This window comes from Oceanispirochaeta sp. M1 (genome assembly GCF_003346715.1).
In the GTDB taxonomy this organism is placed as follows: domain Bacteria; phylum Spirochaetota; class Spirochaetia; order DSM-2461; family DSM-2461; genus Oceanispirochaeta.
In genome coordinates this window covers 51,850-71,198 of sequence record NZ_QQPQ01000029.1, presented here as the reverse complement: position 1 = coordinate 71,198, position 19,349 = coordinate 51,850, and the positions used below count along the sequence as shown (strand labels likewise).

Sequence of the window (19,349 nt, the reverse complement as noted above, 5' to 3'; positions counted from 1 at the left end):
CTGTCCAAACGTTGTAGTATGATGACTCATAGCCGATTTCCTTTTGTTGTATTGTTTTAGTCGACTTAAGAATAAACGGAGATCGGCTTTTATAAAACCCCTTTCAAATTATCTTGGACAGCTGTGAAATAACATAATAAACAATGGCAGGGGTGAACGTCGTGGATTCTGGCCTGGGAATCCTGTTGATGAGACTAAAGAGATTTACTATAAGCACTTCGGGATAATAGAAAGTAAAAAGAATGTTTCTGAACAAGCAAAAAAAGCAACTCAGGTTTTTACTACAAAGACTGGAGACGCAGATCTTCAACTGGCAAAGAAATTAAAAAGTGATTTGGTCTGGATAAGTCCTGAATTAGATCTATCCAGCTATAAATCCCCGGATGGAAAGCCTATGTGGGACTTCTATAACGGGAAAGAACGAACTCACCTCACTGAACCTGGTGTATTCGCCGAATGTGAGGATGTAAAAGAGGTGGAGGCCTTTGACTGGCCGAATCCTGATTATCTTGATTTTACTAATTTCCAGGCTGAAGTGGATGCAGCAATAGATGAAGATAAGGCTGTAATCGGTGGTATGTGGATGCCATTTTTCCACGTTGTATCTGATTTCTTCGGCATGGATAATTATTTTATCAAGATGTATACAGATCCGGATGTGGTACAAGCTGTCACAGAAAAAGTTGTTGATTTTTACCTCAAGGCTAATAAAAGATGTCTATCCCTTGTAAAAGAGAAGATGAGTGCTGGTTTTTTTGGAAATGACTTTGGAAGCCAGAGAGATCTGCTGATCAGTCCGGAATGTTTTGAAACTTTTATATTCCCCTACTACCGAAAGATTATTTCAACAATTAAAGAACAGGACCTGCCAGTTCTAACCCATTCATGCGGAGCCATTTCCCGAATAATCCCCAGCCTGCTGGACTGCGGAATAGATGGACTTCATCCTCTTCAGGCCAATGCCGTTGGAATGGATGCAGAATCTCTTGCAAAGGAATATAAGGATGATCTGGTCTTTTTCGGTGGCGTAGATACACAGCAGTTATTGCCTTTTGAATCCCCTGAAAAGGTAAAATCTGAGGTACTCAGGCTTAAAAAAGTTTTTGGAGAACGTTATATCGTATCTCCCAGTCATGAAGCTCTGCTGCCCAATGTGAGTATAGAAAATGTACTTGCTATGGTGGATGCTGTTCATACTGATTAAAATACCCATGGCATCAATTGGATCTTTGAGAAATTAACTAAGTGGTTCTATACCTGTCTCTATTTTAAGGGCATAATAATTCTATGAAATAATCCCGGAGGAATATATGTTATACCGCCCGTTTGGAAAAACCGGAGAAGAACTCAGTATTTTAGGATTCGGTGCCATGCGCCTTCCCGTAATCGATGGTGATGTTAATAGAATAGATGAAGAAAAAGCTATTCCCATGATCAGAGCTGCCATAGATCAGGGAGTAAACTACCTTGATACTGCATGGTCCTATCATGGAGAGAACAGTGAAGCCCTCTGTGCAAAAGTCATGAAAGACGGCTACCGGGAGAAAGTGAATATTGCCACTAAACTCCCCAGCTGGCTTATCAAGACCAGAGCTGATATGGATCATTATCTGAATAAGCAGCTGGAACGTCTTGAAGAGGAGAGAATTGACTTCTACCTTCTCCACACCATCAGTGAAGCATACTGGGATATTTATAAAAAAGAAGATTATAAAGACTTTCTGGACAATGCTAAAAAAGATGGAAAGATCAAACACGTCGGATTCTCTTTTCATGACAATATCGAACTGTTTAAAGAGATCGTTGATGACTATGACTGGGACTTCTGTCAGATTCAGCTGAATTATCTTGATGAAAACTATCAGGCAGGTCTGGAAGGGATGCGCTACGCTGCTGCCAAGGGTATGGGAATTATTATCATGGAGCCCCTGCGCGGCGGTATGCTGGCCAAGACTGAAATGCCCGATGAACTTCAGTCTATCTGGGACCAGTCAGAAACAAAAAGAACAGCAGCTGAATGGGCACTCAGATATCTCTGGAATCATAATGAAGTGGGATTGATCCTCAGCGGTATGACTACCATGGAACAGATGGATGAAAATGTCCGCACCGCCTCTGATGCATCTGCCGGTTCATTAAGTAAGAAAGAGGAAGGAATAGTTGCCCAGGCCAAAGACTATTTCCATAGTAAGATCAGGGTAGACTGTACAAACTGCCGTTACTGTATGCCCTGTCCCCAGGGAGTATATATCCCCGAAATCTTCTGGGCCTATAACCATGAAGCTCTTTTTGATGATTTTGACAAGGCTAAATTCTGGACAACCGGTTTTCTAAGTACAGATCAGAGAGCATCTAACTGCAACGAATGCGGCCGCTGTGAAACTCTCTGTCCCCAGGGAATTCCCATCAGAAAGCATTTGAAAGATGTTGTAGAACGATATGAAAAAGTATAGCGTATAACTGCTATACACTTTTAGAATAAATCTGACTATCCAGTCTATATATCCAGGATTGAATCGTACTGCTGCAGGAATTCATTGATAGTGCGGGCATCCCTGGAACTTAATCTACTCAAATATCTATTAAAACTGCTCTCCACCACCCTTTGACGGTCCTGATACTTCTGGAGAACAAATCTCCCCCTTAAACTCAGGGACAAAAGGGCTCTGGATGCATTTGCAGGGTCTTCATCCCTCTGGAGAAGCTCCTTGCTATCCAGTCTCTTAAGAGTCTGTGATACGGCTCCCTTTGTTATCTGCAGGACTCCAGCCAGAGCTGTAACACTCTTTCCCGGATTGGAGCCCAGACACTGCAAAAGAGTCATCTCTGATGATTGAAGAGTGTATTCATGTCCGATCTTACAGGCTCTCCTGTCCAGATCGTTTTTTTTCTGTAGAACCTGATTGATCCTGCTGTTGAGATCAGGACGGATATATTCATTCATACTCTTAGTGTATAGCTACTATACACAATCGTCAATATTTAGTTTTAAGACATAGGATGACAATTCCGGATTTCCATCATAGAATAGGATCAGAAAAAAATTATTGGAGGCATTATCATGACATGGCTTTTATACAAGTCCGTTGGAGGAAGACAGCTGGGAAGCTTTCGGACCTAAGGGATTTGAGGAAATTTTCAATTAAGATATAAACAGTTCTTACCCTCCTCTTAATCCTCTCCTCCGAAAGCTAAGCAGCAGCTTTTATCTAATGGAGGAATATACAATGGATTTAATCAAGGCAATCAATCTGAATCTCAATACGGGTTCCAAAGATCTACTCATAGATGCCAATTTCAGAATACTGGAAGGTCATAAATACGGACTCATCGGAGCCAACGGCACAGGTAAAACCACCCTGGTCAGACTCATTATGGATGAAATAGAGGCTGATAAGGGATCACTCATCCGAAAGAAGAATCTGAAGACAGGATATGTTCCCCAACAACCCCTCTTCGATCAGAAACAGAGTATAGAAGAATTTTTACTCCGGGAACTCTCATCCCTGTTGACGGAAATGAAACTGCTGGAAGAACAGATGAGCAGCACCAAATGTACAGAGAATCCAGCCGCCCTGGAAAAAGTACTCAGCAGGTATCAGAGAATCTGTGATGATTTTGAGAGCCGGGGCGGATACCAGGCACAGGAAAAGGGTGAAATTCTGATACGCAGATTGGGGATGGATAACCTGATGACTCAGTCCATGGGGAGTCTTTCAGGGGGAGAAAGGAGTCTGGTCTTTTTCGCAAAGGCCCTTCTTGTAGAGCCGGAGCTTCTGATCCTGGATGAACCTGGAAACCATCTGGATTATCTGGGTCTGGCCTGGCTGGAATCATTCCTGGCAGCCTATCCCGGAGCGGTTCTGATTGTCTCACACAACCGCTACCTTCTTGAAAAGACCTGCACAACCCTGCTGGACCTCTATGGAGGAACTCTCAGAGAGTTCACAGGAAGGTACTCCGACTATAAAACGGATAGGCTTCGAGGGGCTCTTGTGGAACAGAATGCCTATGAAACCAGTCGAAAGATGCAGGATAAGCTGGTAAAACGGATAAAAGAACTCCAGAGCATAGCCATGAGCCAGTACAATCCTCCGGCCTCAGTCATGTCACAGCTGGCCGCGGCACAGAAAAAACTGGCCGATGAAAAACAGAAAAATCTTAAAAAACCACAACTGGAAGATGATCCTCTGAAACTGAACTTCGGAGATGAAAATACCCGCTCCCGTATTGCCCTGCAGGTTAAAGATTTCAATTGGAGTTTTGCAGACAGAATCCTCTTTAATAAGGCATCACTGGAAATAAACAGCCGGGAGAAGGTAGCTCTGGTAGGTGCCAATGGAAGCGGTAAGTCTACATTTTTGAATGTACTGCTGAATCAGGGTGATTGGGATAATAAGACCTTACGTCTTGGCCCCAGTCAGGTCATCGGCTTTTTGTCCCAGACCCCTGAGTTCAACAAAAATGCCCTGACAATTGAAGATGAAATCCGAAGTTGGGGCCCTCTGACAAAGGATGGAGCATTTAACATTGCCAGAAACTTCTCCTTCATCTATGAGGACCTTGAGAAGAGACTCGCCGTACTATCAGGAGGAGAGGTCAACCGCCTGCAGCTTGCCAGGCTGATGTATATGAAGACAAATTTCCTCATCCTGGACGAACCGACCAACCACATGGACATCCGCAGCCGTGAGATGATTGAGGAGGCTATCGGCAACTTCAGTGGTACGGTTCTGGTGGTTTCTCATGACCGTTATTTTCTTGATCAGCTGGTGGACAGGGTCATAGAGATTGATCAGGGTCAATTCAACTCCTATGAGGGTAACTTTTCTGAATATTTCAAAAACAAATATCCTGTCCTTCCGCGCCTGAGCGGCAAAATTAAAAGCAGAGGGAGGGAGAGAAAAACGGACAACCCTTCTGCCGATTTTAACAACAGGAATATGGAGAGACGGATTCAGGAAGCCGAGGATGAAAAAAGCAGGTTGGAAAGAGAACTGGAAAAGGCCTTTGCAGCCAAAGATCTCAAGAAGGGAAAAAAGATTGCAGGGGAACTGGATAAACTATCCTCAAGGCTCGAAAAAATGTACAGCCAATGGCTGAAATAGGTCTGGATGGAACTGGACGAACGGCTGGATAAAGAATACCTCCTGACGTTCGTCCCAAAACATGATTGATGCTGATTTACATCTTATTTATCAAATCCGGATATTTCTTCTCCAGCTCCTCAATCTTGGGTTTGTCCCAGTATTGAATGTAGGGATGATCCGGATTCAGTTTCATAAAATCCTGATGATAATCCTCGGCAGGATAAAAAGTATCCAGGGGGATAACTTCGGTTACTATTTTTGAGTTCAGCACTTTTGTTGACTCCAGCTCTTCAATCGCTTTCAAGGTAATCATCTTTTGATCTTCACTCGTATAAAAAACAACTGAGCGGTACTGGCTTCCCACATCAGGTCCCTGATAGTTCAGTTGAGTGGGGTCGTGGGCAACGGAAAAGAATACATCCAGCAATGTTTTGAAGCTGAGAATATCCGGATTATAAATAATCTCTACAGCTTCCGCATGTCCCGTCTTACCGGAGCCGATAGTGTAATAACTCGCCGTTTCCGCATCTCCTCCCGAATAGCCGGACATAACATCTTCTACACCTTTGAGGCTTTCAAAAACGGCCTCCACACCCCAGAAGCATCCTCCCGCAAAGACAGCGGTCTCAAAGCCTTCACGATTTTCCATCTCCCCGGGCACGGCATCCTTTTTATTATCCATCTCTTTATTTTCCATTTCATTCTGACCTGAAGCAGAGAGACTCATATTCAGCATGATCAGCAGCAGAATGGAAAAACCTGTCCTATACTTCAATTTCTTATGGTTCATAATTTACTCCTCATACATTTTCCTATTCAAAGAGAGAGAGATACTCTCCATACCCTTCTTCTTCCAATTGACTCACTGGAATAAAGCGGAGTGATGCCGAATTGATGCAGTACCTCAGTCCTGTGGGTGCGGGTCCATCCGAGAATACATGTCCCAGATGGGAATCAGCATACAGGCTTCTGACTTCTGATCGGACATAACCCAGTTTCCTGTCGTTTACAGTTGTAATATTCCCCGGTTCAAGGGGCCTGGTAAAACTGGGCCAACCGGTTCTGGAATCATATTTATCAGTAGAAGAGAAAAGGGGTTCTCCCGAAACAATATCTACATAAATCCCCTGCTCGTGATTGTCCCAGTACATATTATTGAAAGATGATTCTGTCCCCTCCTCCTGGGTTACCCGATACTCCAGGGCTGAAAGATTCTTTTTGAGAATCTCGTCAGAGGGTTTGACATACATTCCCCCCTCAGACATAGGAGGCAGCACAGCCTCGGAAACAGTCCTATCTTCTTCCATCATCATCTCTTCGTTGTTACCGCTGGCCACAACTGCGATACTGGTAAAGGCAATGATGCCTAATACTGTAAATACTATTTTTTTCATAATGACACTCCTCAAATAACTCAACCGAAAGTAAAGGCAAATAATTTCACCTTTCCTTGTATATTTAACCGGAGTCTATGGGGACCCGATTCCTGCAGGGACAGAAGATGGTACAGCCGGCTTTCCTTCATCAGAACCTGTCCATTTAAAACATCACTTGTATCCGAAACAGATTCACCATCCACCATCAGCTCAATCCGTGAAACGTCCCCCAGGGGTTCAATAACCAGGTAGACATCCTTGGCATGAAACTGAAGCTCCAGGGCTCCATCCTCAGCAGATGCAATATATTCCCTCTGGAAAGTCCAGGAACCATCGAGACTCCATTCTCCGTTTTTCAGATATCCCTCCAGGCTGTAATCTGCTTCACTGCCTTTTAAAAGCGCCCGATCCGACTGAAGTCCCCGGGTTCTTCCATAACCCAGATAGATTTCCGGAGTTTGACTCTGGTAATCATAAATAACTGTCTCTTCAGCCTTGTCCCCTGCTATCCTGCCGGCTTCATCCAGAAGCTTTCGGATAACTTCTTCGGATTCTTCATAATGGCCTTCGCCGAATTGGAAATAACGTATACTGCCCTCTGCATCTATAAAGAAATGGGCAGGCCAGTAACGATTCTGATAGGCACGCCATTGGAGGAAATCATTGTCCAGCACGACAGGCCAGCTGACATTCAGATCTTTCATGGCCTTTGTTACATTTTTGGGATTTGCTTCAAAGGCGAATTCCGGGGAATGTACTCCTATAATGACCAGTCCCTCGTCTTTATAGGCATCATGCCAGGCTTTGAGATGAGGGAGAGTTCTGACACAATTCACACAGCTGTAGGTCCAGAAGTCTATAAGCACGACTTTGCCTCTCAGATCTTCCATAGAGAGAGCCTTGTTTCCCGGGGTATTAAACCAGGGACCTTCTGTAATAATTTCCGGAGCCATACCATAATCACCGAGTTTCGAATTCTTCGGTTCATCATCCCAGCTGAACTGATTCTCTCCGGACTTCTGAGTTTCAGGACTTTTGCTCCGTTTATCCAGAAGGGATTTGACTGCCTGTGTATTTTCAAAGGCAGTCAAACCGCTGCCGTATTCAGGAAAGAGTCTCAATACGGCTCCCTGGAACTGACGGTCCAGACCAAAGCCGATGGACAATCCGACCAGTATCATCAGAATGCCGAAGACTCTCTGAATCTTCTCTGGATTTTTTGATAAGGCTGGGAAACGTTTTATCACTTTACGTCCCCCCATCATGATAATGAACATGGGGATGGATGTGCCCAGGGAATAGGCCAGGATAATGAGAACAGAACCTCCGTCAACACTCTGTGTAATGGCCAGGCTTATAACAGATGCCATGATAGGCCCTACACAGGGGGTCCAGACCAGTCCCAGGCTGACACCCGCCAGAAAACCGCCGGTAAAACCTGTTGAAGTAGTTCTGCCAGTTCCGCGGCTGGTCATTCGGGAGGCAATAAGCTCAAACTGATTTCTCAGCCGGGGTACTATCATGACGACACCGAATAAAACCAGTAGAATAACCGCAGAGATCCGCAGAGAGTCCGGAGGGATATTCAGAAAACGGACAAGACTGGACAGCATCAGTGTAAAGGCGGAAAAACTGGCTACAAATCCAATAATGACACCCCATGGTCTCCTCTTTCCGCCAATGCTTCCGGACAGGACAATGGGAAGTACAGGGAGGATGCAGGGGGAAAGTATTGTCACAATACCCGATAGAAAAGCAAAAAAGAGGAGAATGGTCATACTAGTTCATCTCCATTCTAACAACATTGTCCAGAATCTCGTCTACATCACCGCCGCTCCATTTACTGAGCTCTTTCCCCTGACTGTCAATTTGAACAAATGTATGCTGATAGGTAACGCCATATTTTCGCTTTTCACGTTTCGAGCTGTCATAGTCAACAACAAAAACTGTAATATCACCTAATTCGTCTTTACGGGATTCCAGGTTCCTCATTGAATCCTTGCATGTGGGACACCAGCCGGCATGAAAGAAGAGAACAACCGGACCCTTTTTAGCCTGCATCTGTGCATCTTCAAGATTTACAAATGAATCGATGGAACCGGAACTCATCATCATTTCCTGAGAAGAGAGAGTAAAAGTAAATAAAACTGTAAATATAAATAAAGCTGTAATAGTTTTCATATTAGCCTCCGCTTACAAGCTAATATGAAAAGATCACAAAACTGTCACGAAATGAGAAACAATGAATAAACTATGGCTTACCTAACTATATTGGAAGTACTATTCGAAATACCGCCCCCGAATCCGGGGGACTTTCGGCCTCAATGACTCCTCCATGGAGCTCAATAATTTCTTTGACAATAGCAAGTCCCAGGCCTGTACCCGCGGTTCTCCGATCACGGCTTTTATCGGCCCGGTAAAAGCGTTCAAAAATATGAGGGAGATCCTCAGCCAGTATACCTGGTCCCGTGTCATTCAGCTTAATCTGCAATTCATGACCACTCACTGTGATGTTGATCCGGATCTGTCCCCCTTCGGGTGTGTGGGAGAGGGCATTTTCCAGGAGATTGGTCAGAACCCGTTCCATCATGCCTATATCTCCCTCAAATATCGGGACATCATCCTCATGCTCCATGATCAGGGAAATATTCAAAGATTCCGATTGGGGTTTGAGTTTTAACAGGACATCCTGTACCAGTTCTGCCATATGAAAGGGTTCTCTCCCCGGCAGAACCTGCCGGGACTCCAGTTTGGCAAGATCAAAGAGTTCTTCCACCAGCTTTTGGAAACTGAATACATTTTTAAGAAGGATCTCCATGAAGTCACTCCGTTCCTGTTCAGAAAGAGTCTTGTCCTTTAGAATCATAGTTTCCAGATGCCCCCGGATAGAGGTGAGAGGACTGCGCAGATCATGAGAGATATTGGCAATGAGGTCTGAGCGCTGCTGCTCTGCCGCATGCAGTTTTTCAACACCATTTTCAATAGAGGCCGCCATATCATTAAAGGCCCGCCCCAGAACCCCCAGCTCATCCTGCCCCTGCAAATCGAGTCTGTAATCATACTGCCCCTGTTCGAAGGCACGAACAGCCGTACTGAGATTCCTGAGACGCCGTGTCAGAATAAAGAAAAGGGAGAGCCCCGCAAGCACCGTCGCCATGACGGCGAAAAAGAATGTACTCAAACCGGATTGCAGGTAGTAACTGCTTTGCAGCATTTCCAGGGAACGGTCATAACTCTGGCCTCTTAATATGACATAAACAAATCCTGTATCCCTGCCCATCTTCAGAGGAGCCGCGGAAAATGGTTTGGATTTAGCCTCTGTTCTTGGATCGTCGCCCAGAACAGCATTCCGGCCGTCACTGGCAATAAAGCTGTTCAGAGGAGTCAGATCAATATACCGGCGGAGAAGAGACTCTGCGGGGTGAGTGAAATAGGCTAGAATCAGGCCGTCTCCACTGAGGAGATAGATCTCGACATTAGGATTCAAAACCATCATGTAATGAATGGCCTCTTTGATTTCTTCAAGAAAAAATCCCTCTTCCACCAGGGGCTGAAGCTCCAGGGCAATACTACCGGCATACTCTCTGTTCAGAAGCTGTTCAACCTCATCAAAGAGGTGTTCAGCTGCCGAAAATGCAATAACCAGAGTTCCTACTCCCAATATGAGTATGAGCAGGAGAAATATCAGGGAAAGTCTGGCATAGAATGATTTAAAAATATTGATCATGATGAGTGCTCCGATAACTCCGCAAAACGGTATCCCACACCCCAGACAGTTTTCAGGTATCGGGGATGGGCGGGATCCTCTTCTATTTTATTACGGAGCCGGTTTATATGTGTATTGACAGTATGTTCATAGCCTTCAAATTGATAGCCCCATATTTTTTTGAGCAATTCACTCCGGCTGAAAGCCCGCCCGGGATTCCTTGCAAAGAGACCCAGCAATTCAAATTCTTTCACCGTGAGTTCCACAACTTCATTATTCAGGAGAACCTTCCGCATGATTGTATCAATTGAGAGGCTGCCGATCTCAATAAGAGTATCCTTGCTTTCCCGGGAGACATCCGGAGACAGGACTCTGGAGCGCCGCAGTAAGGCTTTGACACGGGCTCGAAGCTCTCTCACGCTGAAGGGTTTTGTCATATAATCATCCGCACCCAGTTCCAGCCCCAGAATCCGGTCTATCTCATCGGCACGGGCAGTCAACATCATGATGGGAATGACGGGATTCTGTTCACGGATACTTTTACAGACAGAAATTCCATCGAGCAGGGGGAGCATTATATCCAGAATGATGAGATCATACTCCCCTTCAAGAGCCATTCTGAGCCCGGTCTTCCCGTCCACGACCTGCTCTGTCTGTAAACCGAGGTCTTCCAGGTTCATGGAGACAACAGCTGCGATTTCACGATCATCTTCTACGATGAGGACTTTATCCGTCTGAGCTTTCCCTTCCACATGGTCCATCCTTTTCCACTTACACTGTCTGGCTTGAATTATATGATCTGTCTATTAATAAATCCAAAAATGATATGATTTGAGTTCAAATACATTTTTCAGGATGCATATAATAAAGAACATTCCCGTTTTTTTGTTGTTTTCTGCACAGAAGAGATTTACAGTAAAAATAGATACTATTCTGTTTCTAAAAAGGAAAGGAAATATGATAAAACTGATCGGTGAGAATAATAAGGTAAACTACGGCTGCATCGATGATGCAATTGAGTGGAATTATGAAGATTTTATCCTGAGAGATTTCTTTAACAAAGAGATCAAAGGCGGGAAAAAGAAAAGAGCTTATCATCAGTTTAATTACATAGGCATCACTGCCGGTGAATATATGATCGGCTTTGCGATTGTTGATCTGGGTTCCATTAAGAATGTTTTCGGCTTTCTTTATAAACAGGGAGAAGGCCTGCTGTTTGAATCTGATGATAAGGCACTGGGCGGATCTGGAAAAATGGACTTCCCCCGGAACCCTGATGCATATGTTGCCAAATTCCAATCTGGTAAAACCTCTATACGTATTGAAAAGAGTCATGAGAAAGGTGTTCTCAATTTCAACTGTAACTTCAAGGGCCGTCTCAAAGTTAAGGGCAGCTGTCCCTACTCTATGAAAAAAAATAATCCTCTGAGAGTACTCAATCCCAGCGATCCGAACCGATTTACTTTTACTGAAAAGTGCTCACCTCTGAGACCCAACCAGTTTCAACTTTCATTGGATGGAAAAAAACTGGACTTTGATTCAAATGCGGTTACAGCTATTTATGACTGGACCGGTGGATATCTCAGAAGAGAAACAAACTGGTACTGGACTGCCTTCGGAGCCGTTCTACCTAATAGAACGACCATCGGAGCCAATCTGGCAGCCTTTGTGAATGAAACATACTTCTCTGAAAATGCTTTCTGGATTAACAATAAAAGATCTAGAATTTCACGAGTGATCTACGACTTTGATGTTATTGATCCATACCAGAGCTGGCATGTCTATGATGAAGCGGGAACAATTGATCTGACCTTCACTCCCGAGGGAGAGAGAAATGACAAGATCAATGCGGGACCTCTGGTAAAAACCGTCTTCCGTCAGTTTGTGGGAACCTTTGAAGGATACTTTCATCCTGAGGGCGGTAATAAAGTTGAGTTTAAGGATGTGAAAGGGTTCTGCGAGACCCACAGGGCCATCTGGTAATCTTATCCTTCGGGGATAACCAGTACGGGACAACTGGCTTTATGGATCAATTTCTTTACGAAATCTCCTAAAAGCCGGTTGATCATATTGGCTCCGGAACCCCTTCCGATCACTATCAGATCAATATCTTCATTGCGGGAAATATCAAGGATCTCTTCACCCACATTACCTATAGCAGTACGGACAGAATGGGATATTCCTTCAGGGATTTTCTGCAGATAAGTCTCTTCAATTATTGTATCAATATCCTTCTGAGCCTTTTTATCCACATCATCCACTTCATAGATATAGGATTTCCAGAACTGTGCCTCAGGCTCAGGGATAACATGATAGATAATCAATTCGCTCCCTTCGTTCCCTTCGGCAATATTGAGTGCATAGTAAAAGGCAGTCTGAGCATCCGTATTGAAGTCAGTACAGAACAATATTTTTTTAAACAGATTCTTATGCGGCATTCATTTACTCCTTATACTAAGACTTATTCACCAGTCTGGGCAGAAACAGACAGAGATCCGGAAGGGCAATAAGGATTACAGCCGCCAGAATAAGCATTCCCAGAAACGGCATGGAACCTTTAAAGATAACTGGCAGGGGTATGTCCCGTTCAATCCCGCTGACAACATAAACGTTAACACCCACAGGAGGAGTAATAACTCCCATCTGTGTGATAACAACAACAATGACTCCAAACCATATAGGATCAAATCCCAGCTGCTGTATGACAGGAAAAAAGATAGGAATGGTAAGAAGCATCAGGGCCAGGGCATCGATAAAGCATCCTGCAACCAGAAAGAAGAGGATAATAAGCATCATCACAACTTCACCGGGCAGCGGGAGAGATACAAATCCCTCTGCAACCACAAAGGGTATACGTGAAACAGCCAGAAACCGGCCAAAAATAGTAGCACCGGCTACAATAAAAAATACCATACTGGATGTTCTTACAGTCTCAAGAAGGATCTTCTTCAGTTTAACAAAGGACATCTCTTTCTGAACCAGGGCAATAACAAAGCTCCCTGCGGCGCCGATGGCTGCGGCTTCGATGGGTGTAAACAGTCCCAGAAACATCCCTCCCATGACAAGGAGAAACAGAAGTACAGTTTCAATAATGCCGTTCAGAGACTGGAAGCGCTCTTTCCAGCTGTGTTTTGGACCGGCAGGCCCGAGGGAAGGGTCTTTGCTGCTGCGGATATAGATATTCACACAAAAAAGTCCGACGATGAGGATCCCCGGCACAATACCTGCCAGAAACAGATCACCGATGGACTGTTCAGTCATCAGAGCGTATACGATAAAGACGACACTGGGGGGAATCAGCATCCCGAGAGAACCACCGGCAGCCACAGAGCCCGAAGCCAGGGAATCTGCATATCCGTAGCGCTTCATCTCAGGCAGAGCCACAGAGGCCATTGTTGCCGCTGTAGCCGGTCCTGAACCGCAGATGGCACCGAATCCGGCACAAGCTCCCACGGTAGCCATGGCCAGCCCGCCCTTGAGGTGTCCCAGCCAGACATAGGTGGTGTGAAAAAGGCGCTTGCTGATTCCCGCATGAAAGGAGACCTGCCCCATCATTACAAACAGAGGTATGACTGTGAGATTATAGGCTGAGAACGTTTCAAACAGTTCAGCAATAACCATGCTGAAGGCTGCCTGAGGGCTGATGATCAAAGCAAAGCCGAGTACACCTGATGCAATCATGGCAAAGGCAACGGGCATGCTGGTAAAAAGCAGTCCAAATAAAATAAGGGTTCCGATTATTCCGATTTGTACGGGGCTCATGGTTTGATGTACTCCTTACCGGGATGAATCAGATGAAAAACAAATACAATCATCATAAGAAAACAGTTCAGACTGATAACAAAGGGAATCCAGAATACGGGCATACCCAGATTTGGAAAGACTTCTCCACTCTGAAACAGTGATATTCCGTGGCTGAAGGTATGTACAGTAAGAAGTCCGAATATGATCAGTGCCGAGACTCTGAAAATGAAATCCAGAATAAAACGACCGGTTCTGCCGCACTTATGGTAGAAAAACTCGATGGCGATATGTCCCTTGCTTGCCGTAACATAGGGCAGAGCACAGGAAACCGCAATAACACCGAAGGCTCTGACAAGATCATAGGCCCCGGTGATTCCGACATTGAAGATTCTTAAAATAACATCCAGCACTGTGACTCCCATCATCAGGAGGATCGCTCCCCCTGCAATATAGGCCAGTGCCAGAATAAGACGGCTTATCCAGGAAAAAAACTTCATGATTATTTCAGCATCCCCCGTAGATCATTCAGGAAATCCTCACCGGGAAGTCCCTTCTCGGCTGCTGCCGCAGTATATTCTGCATAGACCGGAGCCATCGCATCTACGAGTGCCTTGTTATCAGAATCGCTGAGAGTTACAAAGCTTTTTCCAAGCTCCTTAACAAAGGCTTCGCCCTGTTTATCACTCTCATCCCAGGCAGCGCCCTGTTCATAGATCCATTCTTCACTGACTTCTGTCAGGATTTTCTGAAGATCTTCAGGAAGGGATGCCCATTTATCATTGTTCATGACGACAAACATGGTTGTTGTATAACCGATGGCCTTGGTATCCACCACATAGTCGATAACCTCACCCTGTTTCCATCCCTTGAGTGTCTCAATTGGACAGAATGTGGCATCCACAACACCTTTCTGAAGGGATTCATAGGTATCTCCCTGACTCATTGAGATAGGAGTTCCGCCCAGTGCCGTTACAATCTTTGCAGAAAGGCCGGTTGCTCTGATTTTCATTGAAGCTATATCTGAAGGAGAACTTACTTCCTTCCTGCTGGCAAGGACTCCCGGTCCGTGGGCATGCAGATAAAGGACATGCACATCAGAGAGTTCTTCAGGCTGATATTTTTTAACCATTTCATTGGCAATTTTAGTTGCAGTGACACCATCGGGATAACCGACGGGAAGATCGAGTCCCTCGAGCAGAGGAAAGCGTCCTCTGGAATAGGCGAATACACTCATACCCATATCGGCAACGCCGGTTACGACGGCTTCATAGGTCTGAGCGGCTTTGGAAAGTGTGCCTCCGGGGAATAGGGTAATCTGAATCTGACCATCAGTTCTGGACTCAACCTCTTTTGCCCAGGCTTCGGCAGTTTGAGCCTGCAGGTGGGTGGCTGGAAAGAATACAGCATAATTAAACTTGTACGTTTTCTTTTTTACAGTGCTTCCTGCACTTTCTTCCTTCTTGGTACAACCACTGAATAACAGCAGGCTTAAAATTAGAAGACTCAGAATCTTTTTCATACACTTCTCCAGAGGATTTTTCAATAATAACGAGTATTGATATGTAATCCGTATGCTTATTTAATTCTTGCTGACTTTATGAAGATAAAATCAACAAATCAAAGAATTAACACGGATTATAGCATCAAACAGAATAGAAAATGAACAGAATATCACATATAAGTTAAAAATATGTTCAGATTACAACTCTATTTCTTCGTAAAAACTTACAGGATAGGAGATTAACTGCCCATTCATTTATGATATACTGAATAGTGCTCCCATAAATGCAGGAATAGAAAAGCGGCTTAATTTATTATGATAAAAAGATATACATTATTTACAACGCTGACAGTCATCTCATTATTTGCCTATATAACTTTTCCTGCAAGCTCAATCCGTGGCATATCAATTATACTTCTGCTATTTGCACTTACCGGACTGATTAATGCAACTCCCATCTTCCACAAAGAAAGATTTTGTGATGAGGATGAAAATCCGGTTCTTATGGATGAAAAAGCTGCTGCTGTATCCATAAAAAAGGGAAATACTAAAGCTGTTCTGCTAATACACGGTTTTTCCAGCACTCCATGGCTCTTTCATAAGCATATCCCGCTTTTTGTTGCTGCAGGATACGATGTGCTGGCTCCTCGCCTGCCGGGACACGGTGTAAACAAGGAAACCTTTATAAAAAGCAGTTTCACACAGTATTACAGATATGTGGAAAAACTGCTTATAGAATCCCGTCCTCAGTATGAATCCTTTCATATTATAGGTGTCTCCATGGGGGGAGTACTGACCCTGAAACTGGCCGAACAGCATTCAATCGGTCCCTATGCCCCCAACTCTATTGTCACCCTGGCCACCCCGGTAAGGCTTACAGATCCCCGGCTGAGCCTGGTAAGAACAATGAGCTGGGTTATACCTATTTTCAAGCTGAAAACGAAGGATGGACTGTCCCGGGAAACTGACGGTGGAGAGAACTGGCTGGGTTATGAGGAACTCTGTCTTCCTCCTGCCTACTCCACCTTTATGGCAATGGTCCATGTTAAAAACAAACTGCAGAAAATTAGCCTGCCCCACCTTCTTATCCATGCCAGAGGTGATAAGAAGGTTCCCTTTGAAAACATCTGGAAGATTGGATCCTCCACTTCCTCTAAAAAGCAGGAGTTATGGACTCCCGATCTATCTGCCTGGGATCACAGCCGGCATGCGCTTTTCCTTTACGACAGTATAAGGGATGAGTTATTCACTAAAATCAGGACCTTTATCGATCTTCACGCCTGACTTTCTCTTGAACTGCGGCGTAAATAATTCCTTCAATACAGCCTATAAGGGCACCGAAGCCGGCACCATAGAGAAACCCTCCCGCAAATCCGGTAAACATGGCCTGAGTACCATTCATACTGGGATCATTGAAGCTGATAACTCCTGAGGATACTCCGATTCCCAGCATACTTGCAAAAGCCAGACCGTTTGAAACTCCTCCTGCCAGAGCTCCTGTCCAGGCACCCTTAAATGCACCACCCAGAATACTGTTATCTTTTTTGTATATGGATCTTGCAAGAAGATTACTGTGAAGAATGGAACCGCTCATCATAAAGGAGCTGCTGGTACCCACCATAAGCGTAGAGGCTCCAGGATGATTATTGAAATCAAGCCCTGTATAGGGTCCGAATGAATAAAAGGTAAGAACTCCCGCTCCGATTACTGAGCCTGTAATCAGTGCACCCGTTCTGAGTCCTGATTCTTTATATTCAGCCTTGTAATCATCACCCGGGTCCAGCCCGAAAAGAACCGTTCCTGATCCCAGTAAAATGAGAACTGACATCAGCAATAAAAACTGCCGCCGGAACATACTCTAATTATACACCCTGCCCCGGCGGAATGGAGCAGAATAAGCGGTTCAGGGTGAAACTTTTCAGCCCATATAGCGATTTTTCAGCAGATCCTTCATATATCTGTTTATCTGCCACTGATCGGCAATGGGTTTATTTTCATAGGGAGTATGAATCATATAGGGATAGGGACCGAATTCGCTGGTAATTGTAAGAGTCTCCCGGCCTGCCTCAGAAGCCTGACGGATCACTTCATCCCACCAGCCCAGATGTCGGTTCAGAGCCTCTTCCCATTCAGGGGCTGCAGGATCAGGGACCTGGGGACTCTCTGCGAATCCTACCCGTGCATGAATATGATCTGTTCGGGAAAGAGCCAGAGCAACCGCATCCTCCTGATCATGAAGAAGAGTTTCGGCAACATTACACCAATGACTTATATCGAGGGTCAGTCTCAGGGCTGGAAGTTTTTCCAGAAAAAGCCTTGTAATATGGGCGGCAAACATCATCTTTCCCCTATGGGTTTCATGAGTAATCTTGACTCCGCTCTCTTCAGCTACTGATGCAGCCAGAGCCAGGATTTCGAGGTTTTGTTCAAAACTGAACCAGTCCCGTCCCGTCTGAGAGCTGATAAATTCAGGCTCTGTTTTTAGAAGATTTCTCAGCCGCATCTTATATTCTGTCTTATGTTTTTCAAAATCAGGCTCAAAGGTCTCCCAATGCTGGGAAATGAGTTTAAGACCGGAATCTTTCAGAATACTGAGCTGAGAATCCCGTTCCTTTTCCACCAGAGAAAAAGGCATCTCCACCCCGTCATAGCCGGCATCTTTTGCATCCTGGCAGAATTCTTCAAAAGGCTGCTCTGCTCTTCCCCAGATGGGACAGTAAAACTCAACTTTCATATCAATATCCTTCAAATCACTTTTAATATGTCATTCAGTCATTTTTGCAGGAGCTGCAGTTTCAGGAAGAACAGGAATATAACACCACTGGGAATCTGCCCTCTGCTTTTTCATTAGATCTTTGATCTTTGCAATTCCACCGAAGTATCCCAGTACGGGCTCCGGAGTATCATGGGCAATGAGCTCATGAAGTTTTTTAAGATTATAGAAAGGGACGGCTGCAAACATATGGTGCTCAATATGATAATTCATGTTCCAGTAGAAGTAAGAGATCACAGGACCGAATACCATGGTATGACATGTAATTCTCCAGTCGGGTATGTCAGAAGCCATTCCAACATGCTGTGTCATCTCACAGGCTCTGTTTAGAAAGTCTGCAAAAAAATAACTGCTGGTGAAGGTAAAAATCAGCACCCACTGACCTGTCAGGATAAAAAGAGCTGCAAACAGGAGGTGCCCGATAATCTCAATCCGGGACCATTTGAACATATCTTTACGTTTTGGATCATCCTTATTTTCAAACAGAGGGTCCCAGAAAAAAGTATCCGGCATATCTTTGCCGAAAAAATAGCTGATATGACCTCTCATAATGAGATGAAACTTCTTGTAATCAAATGTAAACCAGCTCAGAAAATCAATAAAGCCGAAGGGAGCCGGAGAGAGGACAACTTCTTTGTCTCTTCCCTTAAATACAGTAAGGTGATGGTGTCTGGTATGGCTTTCTCTGAAATGAACCGGATTATTCCAGCTCAGAAAGGCAAACAGGTAATAGAAAAACTCATTAAGTGCTTTTGTCTTAAAGGGTGTTTTATGACTTAGTTCATGAATAGAGGAAGACATACCCAGAAATCCACTGAACATAGCATGGATATAACAGGCGATAATCATGAGTATCCACATTTTCATATTAAAGAAATAGACACTCACTGCTGTTGTAAAAAGGTAGATAAAAAGGAGGCTTAAACACTGGATCAGACCGGGAAGATCTCTTCTTTTTGTCAATGCTCTCAATTTATCCCTGTCTACTGCTGTTTTATAAAACTTTATGCGCTCTGCCATTTAATATGATTCTCCCGTTATATTAAGATTATTAATACTAACCTCCTTATATTTAAACAGTATAGGTAATAAATTACGAATAATTGTACTTATTCATTTTTACATTCTTTATCAATGATGAACTCCGGGTTGGTCTGTT

19 protein-coding genes are annotated in these 19,349 nt (G+C 44.4%); 5 read left to right on the top strand and 14 right to left on the bottom strand.

All coding sequences use genetic code 11. From position 1 onward, the window contains the following. Positions 1–394: 394 nt before the first annotated feature. The gene (locus DV872_RS18550) at positions 395–1,204 is read left to right on the top strand and encodes a uroporphyrinogen decarboxylase family protein (protein ID WP_230391603.1); all 810 of its coding nucleotides are present in this window, start codon (positions 395–397) and stop codon (positions 1,202–1,204) included. A gap of 106 nt (positions 1,205–1,310) precedes the next feature. After that, on the top strand, positions 1,311–2,453 hold the full coding sequence (locus DV872_RS18545; protein ID WP_114631450.1) for an aldo/keto reductase: 1,143 nt from the start codon (positions 1,311–1,313) through the stop codon (positions 2,451–2,453). A 44-nt stretch (positions 2,454–2,497) separates the two neighbouring features. Here the strand turns inward: DV872_RS18545 and DV872_RS18540 are convergent, their stop codons facing one another. Next, entirely contained in the window at positions 2,498–2,944 is a 447-nt protein-coding gene (locus DV872_RS18540; RefSeq protein WP_114631449.1) for a MarR family winged helix-turn-helix transcriptional regulator, read from the bottom strand. A 283-nt stretch (positions 2,945–3,227) separates the two neighbouring features. Between DV872_RS18540 and abc-f the strand changes: the two genes are divergently transcribed. Beyond that, positions 3,228–5,108: a ribosomal protection-like ABC-F family protein gene (abc-f, locus tag DV872_RS18535; protein ID WP_158547049.1), complete on the top strand. Its 1,881-nt coding sequence runs from the start codon at positions 3,228–3,230 to the stop codon at positions 5,106–5,108. 76 nt (positions 5,109–5,184) lie between these two features. Here the strand turns inward: abc-f and msrA are convergent, their stop codons facing one another. From msrA to DV872_RS18505, 6 genes are all read right to left on the bottom strand, one after another. Then, on the bottom strand, positions 5,185–5,880 hold the full coding sequence (gene msrA / locus DV872_RS18530) for a peptide-methionine (S)-S-oxide reductase MsrA (protein WP_114631447.1): 696 nt from the start codon (positions 5,878–5,880) through the stop codon (positions 5,185–5,187). 22 nt (positions 5,881–5,902) lie between these two features. Next, complete coding sequence (msrB, locus tag DV872_RS18525; protein WP_114631446.1) at positions 5,903–6,484, bottom strand: peptide-methionine (R)-S-oxide reductase MsrB; 582 nt, start codon at positions 6,482–6,484, stop codon at positions 5,903–5,905. Positions 6,485–6,504: 20 nt separating this feature from the next. Next, positions 6,505–8,244: a cytochrome c biogenesis protein DipZ gene (locus tag DV872_RS18520; protein WP_114631445.1), complete on the bottom strand. Its 1,740-nt coding sequence runs from the start codon at positions 8,242–8,244 to the stop codon at positions 6,505–6,507. A 1-nt stretch (position 8,245) separates the two neighbouring features. Continuing rightward, positions 8,246–8,647 carry a thioredoxin family protein gene (locus tag DV872_RS18515; protein WP_114631444.1) on the bottom strand — a complete coding sequence of 134 codons (402 nt, stop codon included), beginning with the start codon at positions 8,645–8,647 and terminating at the stop codon, positions 8,246–8,248. An 85-nt stretch (positions 8,648–8,732) separates the two neighbouring features. Continuing rightward, positions 8,733–10,193: a cell wall metabolism sensor histidine kinase WalK gene (locus DV872_RS18510; RefSeq protein ID WP_114631443.1), complete on the bottom strand. Its 1,461-nt coding sequence runs from the start codon at positions 10,191–10,193 to the stop codon at positions 8,733–8,735. After that, the gene (locus DV872_RS18505; RefSeq protein ID WP_199563515.1) at positions 10,190–10,924 is read right to left on the bottom strand and encodes a response regulator transcription factor; all 735 of its coding nucleotides are present in this window, start codon (positions 10,922–10,924) and stop codon (positions 10,190–10,192) included. The genes DV872_RS18510 and DV872_RS18505 overlap by 4 nt, the downstream gene beginning before the upstream one ends. Before the next feature lie 205 nt (positions 10,925–11,129). Between DV872_RS18505 and DV872_RS18500 the strand changes: the two genes are divergently transcribed. Next, positions 11,130–12,155 (top strand): DUF2804 domain-containing protein, encoded by a 1,026-nt coding sequence (locus tag DV872_RS18500; protein ID WP_114631453.1) that lies wholly within the window; start codon positions 11,130–11,132, stop codon positions 12,153–12,155. Between the two features lie 2 nt (positions 12,156–12,157). On the opposite strand, the gene DV872_RS18495 is transcribed toward DV872_RS18500, so the two are convergent. The 4 genes from DV872_RS18495 to DV872_RS18480 are packed head-to-tail and all read right to left on the bottom strand — an operon-like array spanning position 12,158 to position 15,435. Beyond that, a complete protein-coding gene (locus DV872_RS18495; RefSeq protein WP_114631441.1) occupies positions 12,158–12,610 on the bottom strand; it encodes a universal stress protein in 453 nt (150 codons plus the stop codon). A gap of 16 nt (positions 12,611–12,626) precedes the next feature. Then, on the bottom strand, positions 12,627–13,934 hold the full coding sequence (locus tag DV872_RS18490; RefSeq protein WP_114631440.1) for a TRAP transporter large permease: 1,308 nt from the start codon (positions 13,932–13,934) through the stop codon (positions 12,627–12,629). Then, positions 13,931–14,413 carry a TRAP transporter small permease gene (locus DV872_RS18485; protein WP_114631439.1) on the bottom strand — a complete coding sequence of 161 codons (483 nt, stop codon included), beginning with the start codon at positions 14,411–14,413 and terminating at the stop codon, positions 13,931–13,933. The genes DV872_RS18490 and DV872_RS18485 overlap by 4 nt, the downstream gene beginning before the upstream one ends. A gap of 2 nt (positions 14,414–14,415) precedes the next feature. Continuing rightward, positions 14,416–15,435, bottom strand: a complete 1,020-nt coding sequence (locus DV872_RS18480) for a TRAP transporter substrate-binding protein (RefSeq protein WP_114631438.1) — start codon at positions 15,433–15,435, stop codon at positions 14,416–14,418. Between the two features lie 297 nt (positions 15,436–15,732). Between DV872_RS18480 and DV872_RS18475 the strand changes: the two genes are divergently transcribed. Then, complete coding sequence (locus DV872_RS18475; protein ID WP_114631437.1) at positions 15,733–16,701, top strand: carboxylesterase; 969 nt, start codon at positions 15,733–15,735, stop codon at positions 16,699–16,701. Here the strand turns inward: DV872_RS18475 and DV872_RS18470 are convergent. The 3 genes from DV872_RS18470 to DV872_RS18460 all read right to left on the bottom strand — a co-directional run bounded on the left by DV872_RS18470 (position 16,682) and on the right by DV872_RS18460 (position 19,210). Continuing rightward, complete coding sequence (locus DV872_RS18470; RefSeq protein ID WP_114631436.1) at positions 16,682–17,272, bottom strand: hypothetical protein; 591 nt, start codon at positions 17,270–17,272, stop codon at positions 16,682–16,684. The two genes, DV872_RS18475 and DV872_RS18470, sit on opposite strands and share 20 nt — an antisense overlap. 63 nt (positions 17,273–17,335) lie before the next feature. Beyond that, positions 17,336–18,151, bottom strand: a complete 816-nt coding sequence (locus DV872_RS18465; protein WP_114631435.1) for a sugar phosphate isomerase/epimerase — start codon at positions 18,149–18,151, stop codon at positions 17,336–17,338. Positions 18,152–18,181: 30 nt separating this feature from the next. Continuing rightward, entirely contained in the window at positions 18,182–19,210 is a 1,029-nt protein-coding gene (locus tag DV872_RS18460) for a fatty acid desaturase (RefSeq protein ID WP_114631434.1), read from the bottom strand. Between the last annotated feature and the right edge of the window lie 139 nt (positions 19,211–19,349).

Bases quoted from the DNA above. Each gene is read 5' to 3' on its own strand.
- DV872_RS18550 (WP_230391603.1), top strand. From the start codon at position 395: ATGTGGGACTTCTATAACGGGAAAGAACGAACTCACCTCACTGAACCT.
- DV872_RS18545 (WP_114631450.1), top strand. From the start codon at position 1,311: ATGTTATACCGCCCGTTTGGAAAAACCGGAGAAGAACTCAGTATTTTA.
- DV872_RS18540 (WP_114631449.1), bottom strand. From the start codon at position 2,944: ATGAATGAATATATCCGTCCTGATCTCAACAGCAGGATCAATCAGGTT.
- abc-f (WP_158547049.1), top strand. From the start codon at position 3,228: ATGGATTTAATCAAGGCAATCAATCTGAATCTCAATACGGGTTCCAAA.
- msrA (WP_114631447.1), bottom strand. From the start codon at position 5,880: ATGAACCATAAGAAATTGAAGTATAGGACAGGTTTTTCCATTCTGCTG.
- msrB (WP_114631446.1), bottom strand. From the start codon at position 6,484: ATGAAAAAAATAGTATTTACAGTATTAGGCATCATTGCCTTTACCAGT.
- DV872_RS18520 (WP_114631445.1), bottom strand. From the start codon at position 8,244: ATGACCATTCTCCTCTTTTTTGCTTTTCTATCGGGTATTGTGACAATA.
- DV872_RS18515 (WP_114631444.1), bottom strand. From the start codon at position 8,647: ATGAAAACTATTACAGCTTTATTTATATTTACAGTTTTATTTACTTTT.
- DV872_RS18510 (WP_114631443.1), bottom strand. From the start codon at position 10,193: ATGATCAATATTTTTAAATCATTCTATGCCAGACTTTCCCTGATATTT.
- DV872_RS18500 (WP_114631453.1), top strand. From the start codon at position 11,130: ATGATAAAACTGATCGGTGAGAATAATAAGGTAAACTACGGCTGCATC.
- DV872_RS18495 (WP_114631441.1), bottom strand. From the start codon at position 12,610: ATGCCGCATAAGAATCTGTTTAAAAAAATATTGTTCTGTACTGACTTC.
- DV872_RS18490 (WP_114631440.1), bottom strand. From the start codon at position 13,934: ATGAGCCCCGTACAAATCGGAATAATCGGAACCCTTATTTTATTTGGA.
- DV872_RS18485 (WP_114631439.1), bottom strand. From the start codon at position 14,413: ATGAAGTTTTTTTCCTGGATAAGCCGTCTTATTCTGGCACTGGCCTAT.
- DV872_RS18480 (WP_114631438.1), bottom strand. From the start codon at position 15,435: ATGAAAAAGATTCTGAGTCTTCTAATTTTAAGCCTGCTGTTATTCAGT.
- DV872_RS18475 (WP_114631437.1), top strand. From the start codon at position 15,733: ATGATAAAAAGATATACATTATTTACAACGCTGACAGTCATCTCATTA.
- DV872_RS18470 (WP_114631436.1), bottom strand. From the start codon at position 17,272: ATGTTCCGGCGGCAGTTTTTATTGCTGATGTCAGTTCTCATTTTACTG.
- DV872_RS18465 (WP_114631435.1), bottom strand. From the start codon at position 18,151: ATGAAAGTTGAGTTTTACTGTCCCATCTGGGGAAGAGCAGAGCAGCCT.
- DV872_RS18460 (WP_114631434.1), bottom strand. From the start codon at position 19,210: ATGGCAGAGCGCATAAAGTTTTATAAAACAGCAGTAGACAGGGATAAA.